Genomic DNA, 17,677 nt, shown 5'->3' with positions numbered 1-17,677 from the left:
TACGCCGACACGCCGCACTTGCGCGTACATCCGCGCACGCTCGCGCAAGGCAGCCCGTGGGTGGATGTTAGGCTACCCGGCAGTTCGACATCCTTTAACGATCCGTCCTGCGAGGCGGAGAAGGAGGTCCTGCGGTTTCGCATGGGCGCTGCCGGTAATTCCAGCACCGACCGGGAATTGATGTCCTCGGCGGATGTGGGTCGCACTATTTCTCGGATCGCACATCAGATCATCGAGAAGACGGCCTTAGACGACCCCGATAGGGCTAACGCCCCGCGCGTCGTGCTGTTGGGCATTCCCACCCGCGGTGTCACCCTGGCCCAGCGGCTGGCCGCCAAGATCAGCGAATTCTGCGGGGTTGACGTCGCGCACGGCGCGCTGGACATCACCTTGTACCGCGACGACCTGATGCGTCAGCCCCCGCGGCCACTGGAGCCCACCTCGATTCCGGCGGGCGGCATCGATGACGCGTGCGTGATCCTGGTCGACGACGTGCTTTTCGCCGGCCGATCGGTACGGGCCGCACTGGACGCGCTGCGCGACGTCGGCCGGCCCCGGATCGTGCAGTTGGCCGTGCTGGTGGACCGCGGCCACCGCGAGCTGCCGGTGCGCGCCGACTACGTCGGCAAGAACGTGCCGACCGCGCGCGGCGAAAGCGTGCACGTCCTACTGGCTGAACACGACGGTCGCGACCAGGTGGTGATAACCCGATGAGCACCAGGCATCTGCTGGCAGCCGGCGACTTGAGCCGTGATGAGGCCACCGCGATCCTCGACGACGCCGACCGCTTCGCTCAGGCGCTGGTGGGGCGCGAGGTCAAAAAGCTGCCCACCCTGCGCGGGCGCACGGTGATCACCATGTTCTACGAGAACTCCACCCGGACCCGGGTCTCCTTCGAGGTGGCCGGCAAGTGGATGAGCGCCGACGTGATCAACGTGTCCGCGTCGGGATCCTCGGTCAACAAGGGGGAGTCGCTGCGCGACACCGCGTTGACGTTGCGCGCGGCCGGCGCCGACGCGCTGATCATCCGCCATCCGTCGTCGGGCGCGGCGCACCTGCTTTCCGAGTGGACCGCGGAGGCTCTGGCCGCCGATGCCACAGCCCCGGCGGTGATCAACGCCGGTGACGGCACCCACGAGCACCCCACCCAGGCATTGCTCGACGCCCTGACGCTGCGTCAGCGGCTCGGCGGCATCGAGGGCCGCCGCGTCGTCATCGTCGGCGACATCGTGCACAGCCGGGTGGCGCGCTCCAACGTGAGCCTGCTGTCGACCCTGGGCGCCGAGGTAGTGCTGGTAGCTCCACCGACACTGCTGCCGGTCGGGGTGGCCGACTGGCCGGTGACGGTCTCGCATGACTTCGACGCCGAGTTGCCGGCCGCCGACGCGGTGCTGATGCTGCGGGTGCAGGCCGAACGGATGACCGGCGGATTCTTCCCGTCGACGCGGGAGTACTCGGTGCGCTACGGATTGAGCGAGAAGCGTCGGGCGATGCTGCCCGACCACGCGGTGGTGCTGCACCCCGGTCCGATGCTGCGCGGCATGGAGATCTCCTCGTCGGTGGCCGACTCGTCGCAATCCGCGGTGCTGCAACAGGTTTCCAACGGTGTACATGTGCGGATGGCGGTGCTGTTCCATCTGCTGGTGGGTAGCGAGTCCGCGGGGGAGGCAGAGTTGTGAGCGTGCTGATTCGCGGAGTGCGGTGCTACGGCGAAGGCGACCAGGTCGACGTCCTGGTGGAAGACGGCCAGATCGCCCAGATCGGCACCGATCTGGCTGCCCCGGGCGGGTGTGAGGTCATCGACGCGCCCGGACAGGTGTTGCTGCCGGGCTTCGTCGACCTGCACACCCATCTGCGTGAACCGGGGCGCGAATACGCCGAGGACATCGAAACCGGCTCGGCGGCGGCGGCCCTGGGCGGCTACACCGCGGTGTTCGCGATGGCCAACACCGATCCGGTGGCCGACTCTCCGGTGGTCACCGACCATGTCTGGGCGCGCGGCCAGCAGATCGGCCTGGTCGACGTGCACCCCGTCGGCGCCGTCACGGTCGGACTGGGCGGCACGCAGCTGACCGAGATGGGCATGATGGCCGCGGGTACCGCCGGTGTTCGGATGTTCTCCGACGACGGTGTCTGTGTGGACCACCCGCTGGTGATGCGACGCGCGCTGGAGTACGCGACCGGACTGGGGGTGTTGATCGCCCAGCACGCCGAGGAGCCGCGGCTGACTGTCGGCTCGGTCGCCCACGAGGGGCCCAACGCCGCCCGGCTGGGCCTGGCCGGCTGGCCGCGCGTCGCCGAAGAGTCGATCGTGGCCCGAGACGTGTTGCTGGCCCGCGACGCCGGCGCCCGACTGCACATCTGCCATGCGTCCACTGCCGGGACGGTCGAGCTCCTCAAATGGGCTAAGGCGCAAGGTATCTCGGTGACCGCCGAAGTCACCCCGCATCATCTGATGCTCGATGACAGCCGGCTCGCCGACTACGACGGGATGAACCGGGTCAACCCGCCGCTGCGCGAGGCCAGTGACACAGTCGCCCTGCGCCGCGCCCTGGCCGACGGCGTGATCGACTGCGTGGCTACTGATCACGCCCCGCACGCCGAACACGAGAAGACCTGCGAATTCGCCTCGGCCCGGCCTGGGATGTTGGGCTTGCAGACCGCACTGTCGGTGGTGGTGGCCACCATGGTGCAGACCGGCCTGTTGACCTGGCGCGACGTGGCCCGGGTGATGAGCGAGCGGCCGGCCCAGATCGTCGGCCTGCCCGACCAGGGCCGTCCACTAGAGGTGGGCGAGCCGGCCAACCTGACCGTGGTCGATCCCGACACCACTTGGGTGGTCACCGGTGCGCAGCTGGCCAGCCGGTCGGACAACACCCCGTATGAAGAGATGATCCTGCCCGCGACCGTCACCGCGACCTTGCTGCGCGGCCGGATCACCGCCCGGGACGGGAAGAGCCCGGCATGAACACCCCCACGTTGATCGGCTCGCTGGTCTTCGCTTTTCTGCTGGTGGTGCTGATCGGCGTGGTGATCCGACTGATGATGCGCGGCTGGCGTCGCCGCGGCCAGCTGCAGGACGCGCTGATCGGGACCCTGCCGACGGTGCCCGACACCGTGGGGGCGCCGACCGTGGCTGCCACCCGCGGGCAGTACCTGGGGTGCACGCTGGCCCCGAAGTGGAACGACCGGGTGGTGGTCGGAGACCTGGGCTATCGCACCAAGGCGGTGCTGACCCGCTACCCCGAAGGAATCATGGTGCAGCGCAGCGGCGCCCGGCCGATCTGGATCCCCGCAGACACGGTGATCGCGGTCCGCACCGAACGCGGCATCGCCGGGCGCACGATTCCTTCTTTGCCCACCCGACCCTCCGACGGGGTGCTGGCGATCCGCTGGCGACTGCCGTCGGGCACCGAGATAGACACCGGCTTCCGCGCGGACGACCGCACTGAGCACAGCCGTTGGTTAGAAGAAGAGGAAGACGACAGATGAACTCGCGAGCGGTGCTGGTTCTCGAGGACGGCCGGACGTTCACCGGAACACCGTTCGGGGCCGTGGGACAGACCTTGGGCGAGGCGGTGTTCTCCACCGGCATGTCCGGGTACCAGGAGACCCTGACCGACCCCAGTTATCACCGGCAGATCGTGGTGGCCACCGCACCGCAGATCGGCAACACCGGCTGGAACCGCGAGGACGGGGAGAGCCGCGACGAAAAGATCTGGGTGGCGGGCTATGTGGTGCGTGACCCGTCGCCGCGCGCGTCGAACTGGCGGGCCACCGGCACGCTGGACGACGAGCTGGTCCGCCAGGGCATCGTCGGTATCGCCGGGGTTGACACCCGGACCATCGTGCGTCACCTGCGCAATCACGGCTCGATGAAGGCCGGGGTGTTCTCCGGTGAAGCGCTGGCATCACCGGATGAGCTGGTGACCCGGGTCCGCGAACAGCCGTCGATGCTCGGCGCCGACCTCGCCGGCCAGGTCAGCACCGACGCGGGATACGTGGTGGAACCCGATGGCGCACACCGGTTCACCATCGCCGCGCTGGACCTGGGCATCAAGACCAACACGCCGCGAAACTTCTCGCGGCGCGGAATCCGCAGCCACGTACTGCCGTCGTCGGTGGACTTCGCGGCGATCGCCGACCTGAAGCCCGACGGGGTGTTCCTGTCCAACGGGCCCGGGGACCCGGCCACCGCGGAGGCGATGGTGGCATTGACCCGTGAGGTGCTCGGCGCCGGAATCCCGCTGTTCGGAATCTGTTTCGGTAACCAGATCCTGGGCCGGGCGCTGGGCCTGAACACCTACAAGATGACGTTCGGCCACCGCGGCATCAACATCCCGGTGATCGACCACGCCACCGGCCGGGTGGCGGTGACCGCGCAGAACCACGGCTTCGCCTTAGAGGGAGAGGCAGGGGAAGTCTTTGACACCGACTTCGGCCCGGCGGTGGTCAGCCACACCTGCGCCAACGACGGAGTCGTCGAGGGCGTCAAGCTCGCCGACGGCCGGGCGTTCTCGGTGCAGTACCACCCGGAGGCCGCCGCCGGACCGCACGACGCGGAATACCTGTTCGACCAGTTCGTCGACCTGATGGCAGGGGAGAAGTAATGCCGCGCCGTAGTGACCTGCGCCATGTTCTGGTGATCGGCTCCGGGCCGATCGTGATCGGACAGGCCTGTGAATTCGACTATTCGGGAACCCAGGCCTGCCGCGTGCTCAAGGCCGAGGGCCTGCAGGTGAGCCTGGTCAACTCCAATCCGGCCACCATCATGACCGACCCGGAGTACGCCGACAACACCTACGTCGAACCCATCACCTGGGAGTTCGTCGAGAAGGTGCTCGCCCAGCAGGCCGAGCGCGGCAACAAGGTGGACGCCCTGCTGGCCACCCTGGGCGGGCAGACCGCGCTGAACACCGCGGTGGCGCTGCACGAGCACGGGGTGCTGGAGCGCTACGGGGTCGAGCTGATCGGCGCCGACTTCGAGGCGATCCAGCGTGGCGAGGACCGCCAGCAGTTCAAGGACATCGTCGCCAAGGTCGGCGGCGAGTCGGCGCGTTCCCGGGTCTGCTACACCATGGCCGAGGTCGAGGAGACCGTCGCCGAACTCGGATTACCGGTCGTCGTTCGCCCCTCTTTCACGATGGGCGGTCTGGGATCGGGGCTGGCCGCCAGCCTCGACGAGGTGGCCCGGATGGCCGGCGACGGTCTGGCCGCCTCGCCGACGGCCAACGTCTTGATCGAGGAATCCATCTACGGGTGGAAGGAATTCGAGCTCGAGCTGATGCGCGACGGCAACGACAACGTCGTCGTGGTCTGCTCGATCGAGAACGTCGACCCGATGGGTGTGCACACCGGTGATTCGGTGACCGTCGCCCCGGCGATGACACTGACCGACCGGGAATACCAGCGGATGCGCGATTTGGGCATCGCGATCCTGCGCGAGGTCGGGGTGGACACCGGCGGCTGCAACATCCAGTTCGCGGTCAACCCGAAAGACGGCCGGCTCATCGTGATCGAGATGAACCCGCGGGTGTCGCGATCCTCCGCGCTGGCGTCGAAGGCCACCGGCTTCCCGATCGCCAAGATCGCGGCCAAGCTGGCGATCGGCTACACCCTCGACGAGATCATCAACGACATCACCAAAGAGACCCCGGCCTGTTTTGAGCCGGCGCTGGACTACGTGGTGGTCAAGGCTCCGCGCTTCGCGTTCGAGAAGTTCCCCGGCGCCGACCCGCGGCTGACCACCACCATGAAATCGGTGGGCGAAGCGATGTCGTTGGGCCGCAACTTCATCGAGTCACTCGGCAAGGTGATGCGCTCGCTGGAGACCGACCGGGCCGGGTTCTGGACCAAACCCGATCCCGAAGGCACCGCCGACGACGCGCTGGCGCGGTTGCGGGTTCCCACCGAGGGCCGGCTCTACGACATCGAGCTGGCGCTGCGCCTGGGCGCCAGTGTGGAAGCGGTGGCCGAAGCCTCCGGGGTGGACCCGTGGTTCGTCGAGCAGATCAACGGCCTGGTGGCGCTGCGCACCGAGGTCGTCGACACCCCGGTGCTCGATGCGGATCTGCTGCGCCGCTGCAAGTACAGCGGCCTGTCCGATCACCAGATCGCCGTGCTGCGCCCGGAGCTGGCCGGCGAGGACGGGGTGCGGCTGCTGCGGGACCGGCTGGGTATTCATCCGGTGTTCAAGACCGTCGATACCTGCGCCGCGGAATTCGAGTCCAAGACGCCGTATCACTACAGCACTTTCGAGCTCGATCCTGCCGCCGAGACCGAGGTGGCGGCCCAGGACGTCAAACCCAAGGTGCTCATCCTGGGGTCTGGGCCCAACCGGATCGGCCAGGGCATCGAGTTCGACTACAGCTGCGTGCATGCCGCGATCACCTTGAGCCAGGCCGGGTTCGAGACGGTGATGGTCAACTGCAATCCCGAGACCGTGTCCACCGACTACGACACCGCCGACCGGCTCTACTTCGAACCGTTGACGTTCGAGGACGTGCTCGAGGTGTACTACGCCGAACAGCAGTCCGGGCAGGGCGGCCCCGGGGTGGTCGGCGTGATCGTGCAGCTGGGCGGGCAGACTCCGCTGCGGCTGGCCCAGCGGCTGGCCGATGCCGGCGTGCCGATCGTCGGAACCAGCCCGGAAGCCATCGACCTGGCCGAGGATCGCGGTGCGTTCGGTGACGTGCTGACCACGGCCGGCTTGCCGGCGCCGCGATACGGCACCGCGACGACCTTCGAGCAGGCCAAGCGGATCGCCGCCGACATCGGCTACCCGGTCCTGGTGCGTCCCTCGTACGTGCTGGGCGGGCGGGGCATGGAGATCGTCTACGACGAAGAGACCTTGCACGGCTACATCACTCGGGCCACCCAGCTGTCGCCGGAGCACCCGGTGTTGGTCGACCGGTTCCTCGAAGACGCCATCGAGATCGACGTCGATGCGTTGTGCGACGGCACCGAGGTCTACATCGGCGGCATCATGGAGCACATCGAAGAAGCCGGCATCCACTCCGGTGACTCGGCGTGTGCACTGCCGCCGGTGACGCTGGGGCGCAGCGACATCGAAAAGGTGCGTCGGGCCACCGAGGCCATCGCTCACGGCGTCGGGGTGGTTGGGCTGCTCAATGTGCAGTTCGCCCTCAAAGACGACGTGCTCTACGTCCTGGAGGCCAATCCGCGGGCCAGCCGCACGGTCCCGTTTGTGTCCAAAGCCACCGCGGTGCCGCTGGCCAAGGCCTGTGCGCGCGTCATGCTGGGTACCACGATCGCCGAGCTGCGGTCTGAGGGCCTGTTGGCCGCCGCGGGGGACGGGGCCACCGTCGGCCCGAACGCCCCCATTGCGGTCAAGGAGGCGGTGTTGCCGTTCCACCGCTTCCGTCGCGCGGATGGCTCGAGCATCGACTCGCTCCTCGGGCCGGAGATGAAGTCCACCGGTGAAGTGATGGGCATCGACCGCGACTTCGGTACCGCGTTCGCCAAGAGCCAGACGGCCGCGTACGGGTCGCTGCCGGCACAGGGCACCGTCTTTGTGTCGGTAGCCAACCACGACAAGCGGTCCCTGGTGTTTCCGGTCAAACGGCTCGCCGACTTGGGCTTTCGGGTCCTGGCCACCGAGGGGACCGCGGAAATGCTGCGACGCAACGGGATTCCGTGCGATGTGGTGCGCAAGAATTTCGAGGAACCCAGTCCTGACCGCCCCGAGCTGACCGCGGTGGACGCGATCCGCGCCGGGGAGGTGGACCTGGTGATCAACACCCCGTACGGCAACTCCGGCCCGCGGGTGGACGGCTACGAGATCCGGTCGGCAGCGGTCAGCGTGAACATCCCGTGCATCACCACCGTTCAGGGTGCGGCCGCGGCGGTGCAGGGCATCGAGGCCGGCATCCGGGGCGATATCGGGGTGCGCTCCCTGCAGGAACTGCACAGCACCCTCGGCGGGCAGTAGTGATACCGGGGTTCGGCGCGCGCCTGGCCGAAGCGACGGCGGCCCGTGGGCCGCTGTGCCTGGGTATCGATCCGCACCCCGAACTACTGGCCTCGTGGGGATTGCCCGCGACGGCGGACGGGCTGGCGGCATTCAGCGAGACCTGCGTGACGGCGTTCGCCGGCTTCGCGGTGGTCAAGCCGCAGGTGGCGTTCTTCGAGGCCTACGGGTCGGCCGGCTTCGCCGTGCTGGAGCGCACCATCGCGGCGCTGCGTGAGGCCGGCGTGTTGGTGCTGGCCGACGCCAAGCGTGGTGACATCGGCTCGACCATGGCCGCCTACGCCGCTGCCTGGGCCGGACCGTCGCCATTGGCCGCCGATGCGGTGACGGCCTCGCCCTACCTGGGCTTCGGGTCCCTGCAGCCGCTGCTGGACACCGCCGCGCAGCATCGGCGTGGCGTATTCGTTTTGGCCGCCACCTCCAACCCGGAGGGCGCGAGCGTGCAGCGTGCCCAGGACGCGGACGGCCGCACCGTGGCGCAGGCGATCGTCGACGCCGCCGCAGAAGCCAATCGGGCCGAGAATGCGGCGGGCCTGGGTTCGATCGGCGTGGTGGTGGGCGCGACGCTGCGTGAAGTGCCCGATCTGAGCGCCCTCGGTGGGCCGGTGCTCGTACCCGGCGTGGGGGCCCAGGGAGGCCGCCCAGAGGCCCTTGCCGGGCTCGGAGGGGCCGCTGCGGGCACGTTGCTGCCGGCGGTCTCTCGGGAGGTGCTGCGTGCCGGCCCGGACGTGGGTGCGCTGCGCGCCGCGGCGGAGCGGCTGCGGGACACCGTGGCCTATTTGGCCGCTGCGGGATAGCTCCGGCGACCCAGCGAGGTCCCGCTGCACGCAACAGGGCCTGCGGGGCACCCGGTCCGGTCGCCCGCGCAGGCCCTGGATTGCTGGTTACCGGCCGCCGAAGTTGACGCCGCCGCCGGCGTTGGTGTTGTACCCGCCGCCGAACGGCCCCATGTTGACGTTGGCGCTGTTGTTTTGGCCGCCGCCGGCGCCGATTCCATTAGGGCCGAAGTTGAAGCCGCCGTTTCTGCCGACATTCATGCCGCCGCCGAACGGCCCCATGTTGACGTTGGCGCTGTTGTTTTGGCCGCCGCCGGCGCCGATTCCATTAGGGCCGAAGTTGAAGCCGCCGTTGTTGCCGGTATTCATCCCGCCACCGAAGGGCCCCATGTTGACATTCACCCCGCCGTTGTTGCCGGCGCCGCCGGTGACGCCGTCGTTGGGATCCGCGCTGGCCGCGCCCATCCCGAAAGCACCGAGGGTCAACACCGTAGCCGCCGCAAGCGCCCACCGGCCAGCACGGCCGATTGTCGTCATCGCCATCAATTCCCACTTTCTCTACCGAAACGGTATTCAGCGGAAATGTTCATAGTCATACCCCCCCCATAAACACCCCCGGGTGGACCACCCACCTGGCCGGAACATTAGGCGGCCAACCCGCGGCTTCGACCGTTCAAATGTAGAAACTGCCTGAATAGTTGCTGTCAGTCCACCGGTCAGCTGGATTCCAGTTTCTTGTCGCGCCACTAGGGCCTTCGCGGGGAAACAAACGGGGTCGGGCCGTCGGGGCAGAACATGGTGGTCACCCACCGAGTCGAGGTAGCGGTGTTCGTCGCGGTGGACCTGCCAGGCGGCGGCGCCGGCTGGCCGATCCTGCCTTCGACACGCCCGACACGCCGCGAGGTGCGAAGCCAACGGCAGGAATGTCCGGTCACATTCCGAAGGCCACCGATGCGCCCATGGCGCGGCGTCCCGTACCGCCGACAACAGCCTGCAAAAGGCAAGGTCAGAGTGGTTTTTCGGGCCGGTTTGCCGAAGATCGCGGTTCCCCCGGGGCGGGCCGAGCGGCGGCGGCCGACTCGGGTTCGACGGCGCCGCGCCCAAACCCCATACGCTGGGCATTTGTAGCCGGAAACGGGGGGGTGGGGTTAGATTTCGTCAGACGGCGTGGGTACGGTCGTCGTCTCTGGCCGAAGTACCTGGCCGGGACAAGGAAAACATCGACGTTGTCGATGATGACGAGACGGAGGAATCGTGGCCCTTCCCCAGTTGACCGACGAGCAGCGCGCCGCCGCGTTGGAGAAGGCGGCGGCCGCACGTCGGGCCCGAGCGGAGCTCAAGGACCGGCTGAAGCGTGGCGGCACCAATCTCAAGCAGGTGCTCAAGGACGCCGAGACCGACGAGGTCCTTGGCAAGATGAAGGTGTCTGCGCTGCTGGAGGCGTTGCCGAAGGTCGGCAAGGTCAAGGCGCAGGAGATCATGACCGAGCTGGAGATCGCCCCCACCCGCCGGCTGCGCGGCCTGGGCGACCGGCAGCGCAAGGCGCTGCTGGAGAAGTTCGACTTCTCCTGACCCGGCAGTGAATACCGGTGGAGGACCGGACAGTGGGCACGCGGGACGCGTTGTAGTGCTGTCCGGTCCATCCGCGGTCGGTAAGTCGAGCGTGGTCCGGTGCCTGCGGGAGCGGGTACCGGACCTGTATTTCAGTGTGTCGGCCACCACCCGGGCACCCAGGCCCGGGGAGGTGGACGGCGTCGACTACCGATTTGTTTCGCCGGCCGAGTTCGACCGGCTAGTCGAGAAAAATGAGCTGCTGGAGTGGGCCGATATTCACGGCGGCCTGCAGCGCTCAGGTACTCCGGCGGCGCCCGTCGTCGAAGCCACCCGCTCCGGCCGGCCCGTTCTGATCGAGGTCGACTTGGCCGGGGCCCGGGCCATTAAGAAGGCCCTTCCGGAGGCTGTGACGGTGTTTCTGGCCCCGCCGGACTGGGAGACGCTGCAGGCCAGACTGGCCGGCCGCGGCACCGAATCCGCGGAGGTCATGGAACGCCGATTGGCCACCGCACGCACCGAGTTGGCGGCGCAGGGAGACTTCGACGCCATCGTGGTCAATGGTCGATTGGAAACAGCCTGCTCAGAATTGGTATCCTTGCTGGTGGATACCGCACCGGGCGCGGTCTGATTTACCCGGGACAACAACCAGCAGGCGCGACCCGCCCCCAGTCAAACAGCTTCAGGAGATTGTCTTAAGTGAGTACCTCGCAGACCGACTCGGCCGTGGTGACCGACGCCGAGGAGTTCGACCCGGCGTCGATCGGCGGTTACGACACGCCCCTCGGCATCACCAACCCGCCCATCGACGAGCTGTTGCAGCGCGCGTCGAGCAAGTACGCGCTGGTGATCTACGCGGCCAAGCGGGCGCGCCAGATCAACGACTACTACAACCAGCTCGGTGAGGGCATCCTCGAATACGTCGGGCCGCTGGTCGAGCCCGGCCTGCAGGAGAAGCCGCTGTCGATCGCGCTGCGCGAGATCCACGGCGACCTGCTCGAATACACCGAAGGCGAGTAGCCGGAGCCGGGCAGGACGGGTCAGACCGGTGGGCCAGAAACGGGTCGTCGTCGGTGTCTCGGGGGGCATCGCCGCATACAAGGCGTGCACCGTCGTCCGACAGCTTGCCGAGGCGGGCCATTCGGTTCGTGTCGTCCCGACCGAGTCCGCCCTGAGGTTTGTCGGGGCAGCCACCTTCGAGGCGCTCTCGGGCCAGCCGGTCGACACCGGGGTTTTCGACGATGTGCCCCGTGTGCCCCATGTGGCGATCGGCCAGCAGGCCGACTTGGTGGTGGTGGCGCCGGCCACCGCCGATCTGTTGGCCCGCGCCGTCGCCGGTCGCGCCGACGATCTGCTGACCGCCACCCTGCTCACCGCCCGCTGTCCGGTGCTGTTCGCCCCGGCCATGCACACCGAGATGTGGCAGCATCCGGCCACCGTGGCCAATGTCGCGACGCTGCGGGAACGCGGCGCGGTCGTCCTTGAGCCCGCATCGGGCCGGTTGACCGGCGCCGACACCGGCCCGGGCCGGCTGCCCGAGGCCGAAGAGATCAACACCTTCGCGTCGCTGCTGCTGGAGCGCGCCGACGCGTTGCCGCACGACCTGGCCGGGCAGAAGCTCCTGGTGACCGCGGGCGGCACCCGCGAACCGATCGACCCGGTCCGCTTCATCGGCAACCGCAGTTCGGGCAAGCAGGGCTACGCCGTGGCCCGGGTGGCCGCCCAGCGCGGCGCCGAAGTCACCCTGATTGCCGCGCACACTGCGGGCCTGATCGATCCGGCCGGCGTCCACGTGGTGCACGTCAGCTCGGCCCAGCAACTGCATGATGCGGTGTCCAAGCACGCCCCCGAGGCACACGTGCTGGTGATGGCCGCCGCTGTCGCCGACTTCCGCCCGGTGCGGGTGGCGCAGGCCAAGATCAAGAAGGGCCCCGACAGCGCGGGGGAGCCGACCATCGACCTGGTCCGCAACGACGACGTGCTGGCCGGCGCGGTGCGTGCGCGCACGGACGGACAGCTGCCCAATATGCGGGCCATTGTCGGCTTCGCCGCGGAGACGGGTGACGAGAACGGCGACGTGCTGTTCCACGCTAGGGCCAAGTTGCGTCGCAAGGGCTGTGACCTGTTGGTGGTCAACGCGGTCGGGGACGGGCGGGCATTCGAGGTCGACCACAACGACGGGTGGCTGCTGGCCGCGGACGGAACCGAGTCCGCCCTGGAGTCGGGCTCCAAGACGTTGATGGCCAGCCGCATCGTGGACGCGATCGTGGCGTTCCTTGCCAGCAACCGCGGATAACGCGATCACGACGTCTGGCTGAGATCACTACTGCAGCGGATCGTTGACCGCTCGTCGTCCCTGGGCTAACTTTCAAACCGTAAGTTAGCCGAGAGGGGCCGGGCATGGACGATCGTCGCTACGTGGTGATCGGGGGCGGCCTGGCCGGGCTGGCCGCAGCGGTCTGGCTGGCCGAGGCCGGCAAGAAAGTGACCCTGCTAGAGCGGCGCGGGCGGCTCGGCGGACGCACCCAGGCGATGCAGGTGCAGGGGATACCGGACCTCGCAGACAACGGCCAGCATGTGATCGCCAGCGGCTACGAACACCTGTTTCGCTATTTGACCAGCGTCGGCACCCGGTCGATGGTCGAGTTTCCGACCGGCGGAACGCTGCGCTGGCCCGGCGGCGCCACCACCACGTTGGTGACCCGCGGCCTGGGCGCGGTGCGGACGCTGTTCGGGCCGCACCCCGACGCGAGCCTGTTCGACCGGCTGCGGACCGCTGCGGCGACGGTGCGCCTGACCGGTGAGGCACTGTTCCAACCCGCTGATCTGCCGGACCTGACCACCGACCAGTGGCTGCGCCGCGTCGGTATGCCGGCCCGGGCCCGGGAGGCCGTGTGGGATTGGCTGGCGCTCGGGATTGCCGCCGAGCCGGTGGACCGCGGTTCGGCAAAAGTCTTTGCCGACGTCCTGGCCACCGGAATCCGACTTGGGCTGCGCCACCGCAGTGCGGTGACGATCGGCTATCCCACTACCGATCTCGACACGCTCTATATCTCCGGTGCGCTCGCCGTTTTCGACCGACTTGGTGTCGAGGTGCGCTACCGCACAGTCGCCCGGCGAATCATTGTGGAGGGCAATGCCGTTCGTGCCGTGCAGTTGGCTGACGGCACGGAGGTGGCGGCGGACGCAGTGGTGTGCGCGGTGCCCAACTCGAATATCGGCGGCTTGCTCGATGATCTGCCCGAGCACGCCGAAATTTACGCCGCGGCAGAAAAATTGCACTACACACCGATCGTGAGCACCAACCTCTACCTGGACCGCCCATTGGGCACCGAGGCGGCGATGGAATCGGTGATCGGGGGCACGGGCATCATCGATGAGGTGTTCGACCGGCAGCGGATGCAGCGCCGCGAACCAGGCGGCGCCTGGCTGTATTGCCTGACCACCAGCGGCGCCTACGAGCAGATTCACCGGTCCAACGAGCAGATCGTGACCGAGCAGATGGACATGCTGCGCCGCTACTATCCGGCCGCGGCCGAGGCGAACGTGGTGGCCGCGCAGGTGGTCAAGATGCCCAAGGCCACCTTCTCGCAGGTGGTGGGCACCGACGGGCTGCGCCCGGATCAGCGCACGTCGGTGCCGAGCCTGGTGCTCGCCGGCGACTGGACCCGCACCGATTGGTCGGCGACCATGGAGAGCGCCGCACAGAGCGCTGCCCGCGCCGTGGAATTGCTGCTCGAGCTGCCGGCATCGACGTGAGCGCGCCGCCAGGGCCGAAGCGGCGGATGTCGGCACACGCGCGACGGATGCAGTTGCTCGACCACGCTCGCGACATCGTCGCCGCCGAGGGCTATGCCGCGGTCACCATCGACCGGGTGGCCCGCGCCGCGCAGGTGACCCGGACGGTGGTGTACCAGAACTTCGGCGATCTGGGCGGACTGATGACGGCGCTGCTGGACCGCGAATCGGCCATTGCCTTTGCTGGGATGCGCAGCGTAGCGGGCCCGCTCGACGACGACCCGGACGCGCTCGGCCGCGGCGTCCTGGCGTATCTGCATGCGGCGCCTACCAGTTGGCGCATCATCCTGAGTCCGCCGGCCGGCGCTCCGCCGCAGTTGGGGGTCCGCACGGAAGCGGGCCGTCGCTATGCGCGAACCATCGCCGCGGGGCGGTTGTCCCGGTTAGCGGGCCACTCGGTCGACCCCGACGGTGTGACGACACGGCTGTTGTTGTCGGCGTTGGAAGAACTGGCCCTGCTCCATCTCACCGACCCGCGAGCGCACCCGGACGAATTGGTGCTGAGTTATCTGCGGTCCTTGGTCGCCTGGGCGGTTCGGGTCGAAAAGGCGACGGCGGCGGCGGGACGGTAGAGTAGGCGCTCGCAGGGCCGAGTCGTTCAGGATTCTCGTCGTGGGGGATGTTGTCGAGGATTTTCTGAACGCGGCAGCACAGCCATTACCCCGCCCTTGGCGCCGGGGGATGCGCACCGGGCTGCCAGGCTCTCCCGAGGACCGCACGGCTATATTAGCCCGAGCTAACTTCTTGATCGATTACCCGGAAGGCGACATTGTGAGCGAAAAGGGACGGCTGTTCACCAGTGAGTCGGTGACCGAGGGCCACCCCGACAAGATCTGTGACGCCATCAGCGACTCGGTGCTCGACGCACTGCTCGCCGATGACCCCCGTTCACGTGTTGCGGTGGAAACCCTGGTCACCACCGGCCAGGTGCACGTGGTCGGCGAGGTGACGACCAACGCCCGCGAAGCGTTCGCCAACATCACCAACACGGTGCGCGAGCGCATCCTGGAGATCGGCTACGACTCGTCGGACAAGGGCTTCGACGGCGAGACCTGCGGTGTCAACATCGGGATCGGCGCACAGTCTCCCGACATCGCCCAGGGTGTCGACACCGCGCATGAAGCCCGCGTCGAAGGTGCCGCCGACCCGCTGGACTCCCAGGGCGCCGGCGACCAGGGCCTGATGTTCGGCTACGCGATCGCCGACACCCCAGAGCTGATGCCGCTGCCTATCGCGCTGGCCCACCGGCTGTCGCGGCGGCTGACCGAGGTCCGCAAGAACGGCACGCTGGACTACCTGCGCCCGGACGGCAAGACCCAGGTCACCATCGAGTACGAGGATGACGTCCCGACCCGGCTGGACACCGTGGTGATCTCCACCCAGCATGCCGAGGGCATCGACCTGGTCAACACCCTGGACCCCGACCTGCGCGAGCACGTTATCAACACCGTGCTGGCCGAACTCGCTCACGAGACCCTGGACTCCTCGTCGACCCGCATCCTGATCAACCCGACAGGCAAGTTCGTCGTTGGCGGACCGATGGGTGACGCCGGCCTGACCGGCCGCAAGATCATCGTCGACACCTACGGCGGCTGGGCTCGCCACGGCGGCGGCGCCTTCTCCGGTAAGGACCCGTCGAAGGTGGACCGCTCGGCCGCGTACGCGATGCGCTGGGTGGCCAAGAACATCGTCGCCGCGGGCCTGGCGCAGCGCGTCGAGGTCCAGGTGGCCTACGCCATCGGCAAGGCCGCGCCGGTCGGTCTGTTCATCGAGACCTTCGGCACGGCCACCGTCGACCCGGTCAAGATCGAGAAGATCGTGCCGGAGGTCTTCGACCTGCGCCCGGGTGCGATCGTGCGTGACCTGGACCTGCTGCGTCCGATCTACGCACCGACCGCGGCTTACGGTCACTTCGGCCGTACCGACATCGAACTGCCGTGGGAGCAGCTGGACAAGGTCGACGACCTCAAGCGCGCCATTTAATTCCGCCGAGCAGACGCATAGGCCCCCATTTCCGACCGGATTTGGGGGCCTATGCGTCTGCTCGCGCCGTAACAAATCAGGCGCTGAACCGGTAGTCGTCGATGTCGAAGCGGCGGCTGCGCCAGTAGGCCTCCACCGTGGTGGTGGGCCGTAACGGGACATCACCGTGCTTGTCGAAGTAGTAGCTGTTGGCCGACTTGCAGCTGTCCTGCCAGAACACCTGCCGGTGCCGTTTGCTCATCATCTCGGCGAAGTAGCGGGCGTTGGCGGCCTCCGATATCTCGATCCGGGTCGCCCCACGGTCACGGGCGCTCGTGAGGCACCGCACGATGTGGTGGGTCTGCGCTTCGACCAGCGCGAAGTATGACGACCCGACGTAGCCGTAAGGGCCGAAGACGCTGAACAGGTTGGGGAATCCGGGGATGCTGACCCCCTCGTAAGCCTGCAGCCGGTGCTCATCCCAGAACCGGGCCAGGGTCTGGCCTCCGGTCCCGGTGACGGCGAACGTGGGAATGTTGTCGCTGTCCATCACTTTGAACCCGGTGGCCAAGATCAGCACGTCGACCTCGTGGGACGTCCCGTCGGCGGTGACGACGCCGGTGGGGGTGATCCGGTCGATGGAGTCGACCACCAACTGCACGTTGTCGCGGTTGAACGTCGACAGGTAGGTGTTGTGGAACCCAGGGCGCTTGCAGCCGACGGCATAGCGCGGGGTGAGCTGCTTACGCAGGTTCGGATCGTGCACCTGCCGCCGCAGATACGCCCGCCCGGCCGACTCCATCCGCTTGGCCAGCGGAAACACCGTGAAATACTGCGCCGCAATGGGGAAGGTCGCCTCCACGTAGGCCTGGCTGACCAGCCGCTGCAGGGACTTGCCGCCGGGCATTCGCATCGCCCAGCGAATCGGAGCAGGTAGCGGCACATCGAATTTCGGGAAACACCAGATCGGTGTCCGCTGAAATACGGTGAGCGAGGAAACCTTCGGCGCGATCTCCGGGATCACCTGCACCGCAGAGGCTCCGGTGCCGATCACCGCCACTCTCTTGCCGGTCAGGTTTTGCGAGTGGTCCCAGCGCGCGGTGTGGATCGTCACCCCGGCGAAGGTGTCGACACCGGCGATGTCGGGCAGGTTCGGCGTGGTCAGCACCCCGCTGGCATTGATCAGATACCGCGCGGTCACAGGACCACCCGGGTCGGTCTGCACCCGCCACCAGCCGCGTTCCTCGTCGAACTCCGCCGCAAGCACCACGGTGCCGAACCGGATTCGTGAGCGCAGGCCGTACTTGTCGACGCAGTGCTCGGCATAGGCCTTCAGCTCCCCACCCGGCGCATACGTGCGCGACCAATCCGGGCTCTGCTCGAACGAAAACTGGTAGGAGAACGACGGAATGTCTACGGCGATACCCGGATAGGTGTTCCAGTGCCAGGTACCACCGACGCCGTCGCCGGCCTCGATGATCGAATAGTCCGACATCCCGGCGCGGTCGAGGTTGATCGCCGCTCCGATGCCGGAGAAGCCGGCGCCGACGATCAGGATTTCGTGGTCGGGTTCCTCACTCACGATCCGCTCCTCGTCGCC

Annotated in this window: 16 protein-coding genes; 14 read left to right on the top strand and 2 right to left on the bottom strand. The window is 67.9% G+C overall.

Features of this window, described 5'->3' with window-relative positions; genetic code table 11:
• Positions 1-141 precede the first annotated feature (141 nt).
• The 7 genes from pyrR to pyrF are packed head-to-tail and all read left to right on the top strand — an operon-like array spanning position 142 to position 8,787.
• Complete coding sequence (gene pyrR / locus ACKY0X_RS12590; protein WP_065041346.1) at positions 142-714, top strand: bifunctional pyr operon transcriptional regulator/uracil phosphoribosyltransferase PyrR; 573 nt, start codon at positions 142-144, stop codon at positions 712-714.
• Positions 711-1,679, top strand: a complete 969-nt coding sequence (locus ACKY0X_RS12585; protein WP_409426306.1) for an aspartate carbamoyltransferase catalytic subunit — start codon at positions 711-713, stop codon at positions 1,677-1,679. The genes pyrR and ACKY0X_RS12585 overlap by 4 nt, the downstream gene beginning before the upstream one ends.
• Entirely contained in the window at positions 1,676-2,968 is a 1,293-nt protein-coding gene (locus tag ACKY0X_RS12580) for a dihydroorotase (protein ID WP_409426305.1), read from the top strand. Before ACKY0X_RS12585 ends, ACKY0X_RS12580 begins: the two co-directional genes overlap by 4 nt.
• On the top strand, positions 2,965-3,492 hold the full coding sequence (locus tag ACKY0X_RS12575; RefSeq protein WP_065041343.1) for a transporter: 528 nt from the start codon (positions 2,965-2,967) through the stop codon (positions 3,490-3,492). The genes ACKY0X_RS12580 and ACKY0X_RS12575 overlap by 4 nt, the downstream gene beginning before the upstream one ends.
• On the top strand, positions 3,489-4,610 hold the full coding sequence (gene carA / locus ACKY0X_RS12570; protein ID WP_409426304.1) for a glutamine-hydrolyzing carbamoyl-phosphate synthase small subunit: 1,122 nt from the start codon (positions 3,489-3,491) through the stop codon (positions 4,608-4,610). Before ACKY0X_RS12575 ends, carA begins: the two co-directional genes overlap by 4 nt.
• On the top strand, positions 4,610-7,951 hold the full coding sequence (gene carB, locus ACKY0X_RS12565) for a carbamoyl-phosphate synthase large subunit (protein ID WP_409426303.1): 3,342 nt from the start codon (positions 4,610-4,612) through the stop codon (positions 7,949-7,951). Before carA ends, carB begins: the two co-directional genes overlap by 1 nt.
• 2 nt (positions 7,952-7,953) lie before the next feature.
• Positions 7,954-8,787: an orotidine-5'-phosphate decarboxylase gene (gene pyrF, locus ACKY0X_RS12560; protein WP_409429614.1), complete on the top strand. Its 834-nt coding sequence runs from the start codon at positions 7,954-7,956 to the stop codon at positions 8,785-8,787.
• An 87-nt stretch (positions 8,788-8,874) separates the two neighbouring features.
• Here pyrF and ACKY0X_RS12555 read toward each other — a convergent pair whose 3' ends face one another.
• Positions 8,875-9,309: a hypothetical protein gene (locus ACKY0X_RS12555; protein WP_409426302.1), complete on the bottom strand. Its 435-nt coding sequence runs from the start codon at positions 9,307-9,309 to the stop codon at positions 8,875-8,877.
• Between the two features lie 711 nt (positions 9,310-10,020).
• On the opposite strand from ACKY0X_RS12555, the gene mihF reads away from it, so the two are divergent.
• The 7 genes from mihF to metK all read left to right on the top strand — a co-directional run bounded on the left by mihF (position 10,021) and on the right by metK (position 16,098).
• The gene (gene mihF / locus ACKY0X_RS12550; protein WP_003932123.1) at positions 10,021-10,338 is read left to right on the top strand and encodes an integration host factor, actinobacterial type; all 318 of its coding nucleotides are present in this window, start codon (positions 10,021-10,023) and stop codon (positions 10,336-10,338) included.
• Between the two features lie 7 nt (positions 10,339-10,345).
• Positions 10,346-10,948, top strand: coding sequence for a guanylate kinase (gene gmk / locus ACKY0X_RS12545; RefSeq protein ID WP_409426301.1), 603 nt, complete (start codon positions 10,346-10,348; stop codon positions 10,946-10,948).
• Positions 10,949-11,016: 68 nt separating this feature from the next.
• On the top strand, positions 11,017-11,337 hold the full coding sequence (gene rpoZ, locus ACKY0X_RS12540) for a DNA-directed RNA polymerase subunit omega (protein WP_046285309.1): 321 nt from the start codon (positions 11,017-11,019) through the stop codon (positions 11,335-11,337).
• A gap of 28 nt (positions 11,338-11,365) precedes the next feature.
• Positions 11,366-12,613 (top strand): bifunctional phosphopantothenoylcysteine decarboxylase/phosphopantothenate--cysteine ligase CoaBC, encoded by a 1,248-nt coding sequence (coaBC, locus tag ACKY0X_RS12535; RefSeq protein ID WP_409426300.1) that lies wholly within the window; start codon positions 11,366-11,368, stop codon positions 12,611-12,613.
• Between the two features lie 104 nt (positions 12,614-12,717).
• Positions 12,718-14,076 carry a hydroxysqualene dehydroxylase HpnE gene (gene hpnE / locus ACKY0X_RS12530; protein WP_409426299.1) on the top strand — a complete coding sequence of 453 codons (1,359 nt, stop codon included), beginning with the start codon at positions 12,718-12,720 and terminating at the stop codon, positions 14,074-14,076.
• Positions 14,077-14,102: 26 nt separating this feature from the next.
• The gene (locus tag ACKY0X_RS12525; RefSeq protein WP_409429613.1) at positions 14,103-14,687 is read left to right on the top strand and encodes a TetR/AcrR family transcriptional regulator; all 585 of its coding nucleotides are present in this window, start codon (positions 14,103-14,105) and stop codon (positions 14,685-14,687) included.
• A 199-nt stretch (positions 14,688-14,886) separates the two neighbouring features.
• A complete protein-coding gene (gene metK, locus ACKY0X_RS12520; RefSeq protein ID WP_065038737.1) occupies positions 14,887-16,098 on the top strand; it encodes a methionine adenosyltransferase in 1,212 nt (403 codons plus the stop codon).
• Positions 16,099-16,174: 76 nt separating this feature from the next.
• Here the strand turns inward: metK and ACKY0X_RS12515 are convergent, their stop codons facing one another.
• Positions 16,175-17,659 (bottom strand): flavin-containing monooxygenase, encoded by a 1,485-nt coding sequence (locus tag ACKY0X_RS12515; RefSeq protein ID WP_409426298.1) that lies wholly within the window; start codon positions 17,657-17,659, stop codon positions 16,175-16,177.
• Positions 17,660-17,677: the final 18 nt, after the last annotated feature.

Origin of the sequence: Mycobacterium sp. SMC-11 (assembly GCF_046250095.1) — a bacterium.
GTDB lineage: Bacteria > Actinomycetota > Actinomycetes > Mycobacteriales > Mycobacteriaceae > Mycobacterium > Mycobacterium heraklionense_A.
The sequence above is the reverse complement of the archived record's forward strand: the minus strand, read 5'-3'. Positions and strand labels throughout refer to the sequence as shown.

Excerpts from the sequence above, each read along its gene's own strand:
- pyrR (WP_065041346.1), top strand. The coding sequence starts at position 142 with ATGGGCGCTGCCGGTAATTCCAGCACCGACCGGGAATTGATGTCCTCG.
- ACKY0X_RS12585 (WP_409426306.1), top strand. The coding sequence starts at position 711 with ATGAGCACCAGGCATCTGCTGGCAGCCGGCGACTTGAGCCGTGATGAG.
- ACKY0X_RS12575 (WP_065041343.1), top strand. The coding sequence starts at position 2,965 with ATGAACACCCCCACGTTGATCGGCTCGCTGGTCTTCGCTTTTCTGCTG.
- carA (WP_409426304.1), top strand. The coding sequence starts at position 3,489 with ATGAACTCGCGAGCGGTGCTGGTTCTCGAGGACGGCCGGACGTTCACC.
- carB (WP_409426303.1), top strand. The coding sequence starts at position 4,610 with ATGCCGCGCCGTAGTGACCTGCGCCATGTTCTGGTGATCGGCTCCGGG.
- ACKY0X_RS12555 (WP_409426302.1), bottom strand. The coding sequence starts at position 9,309 with ATGGCGATGACGACAATCGGCCGTGCTGGCCGGTGGGCGCTTGCGGCG.
- hpnE (WP_409426299.1), top strand. The coding sequence starts at position 12,718 with ATGGACGATCGTCGCTACGTGGTGATCGGGGGCGGCCTGGCCGGGCTG.
- ACKY0X_RS12525 (WP_409429613.1), top strand. The coding sequence starts at position 14,103 with ATGTCGGCACACGCGCGACGGATGCAGTTGCTCGACCACGCTCGCGAC.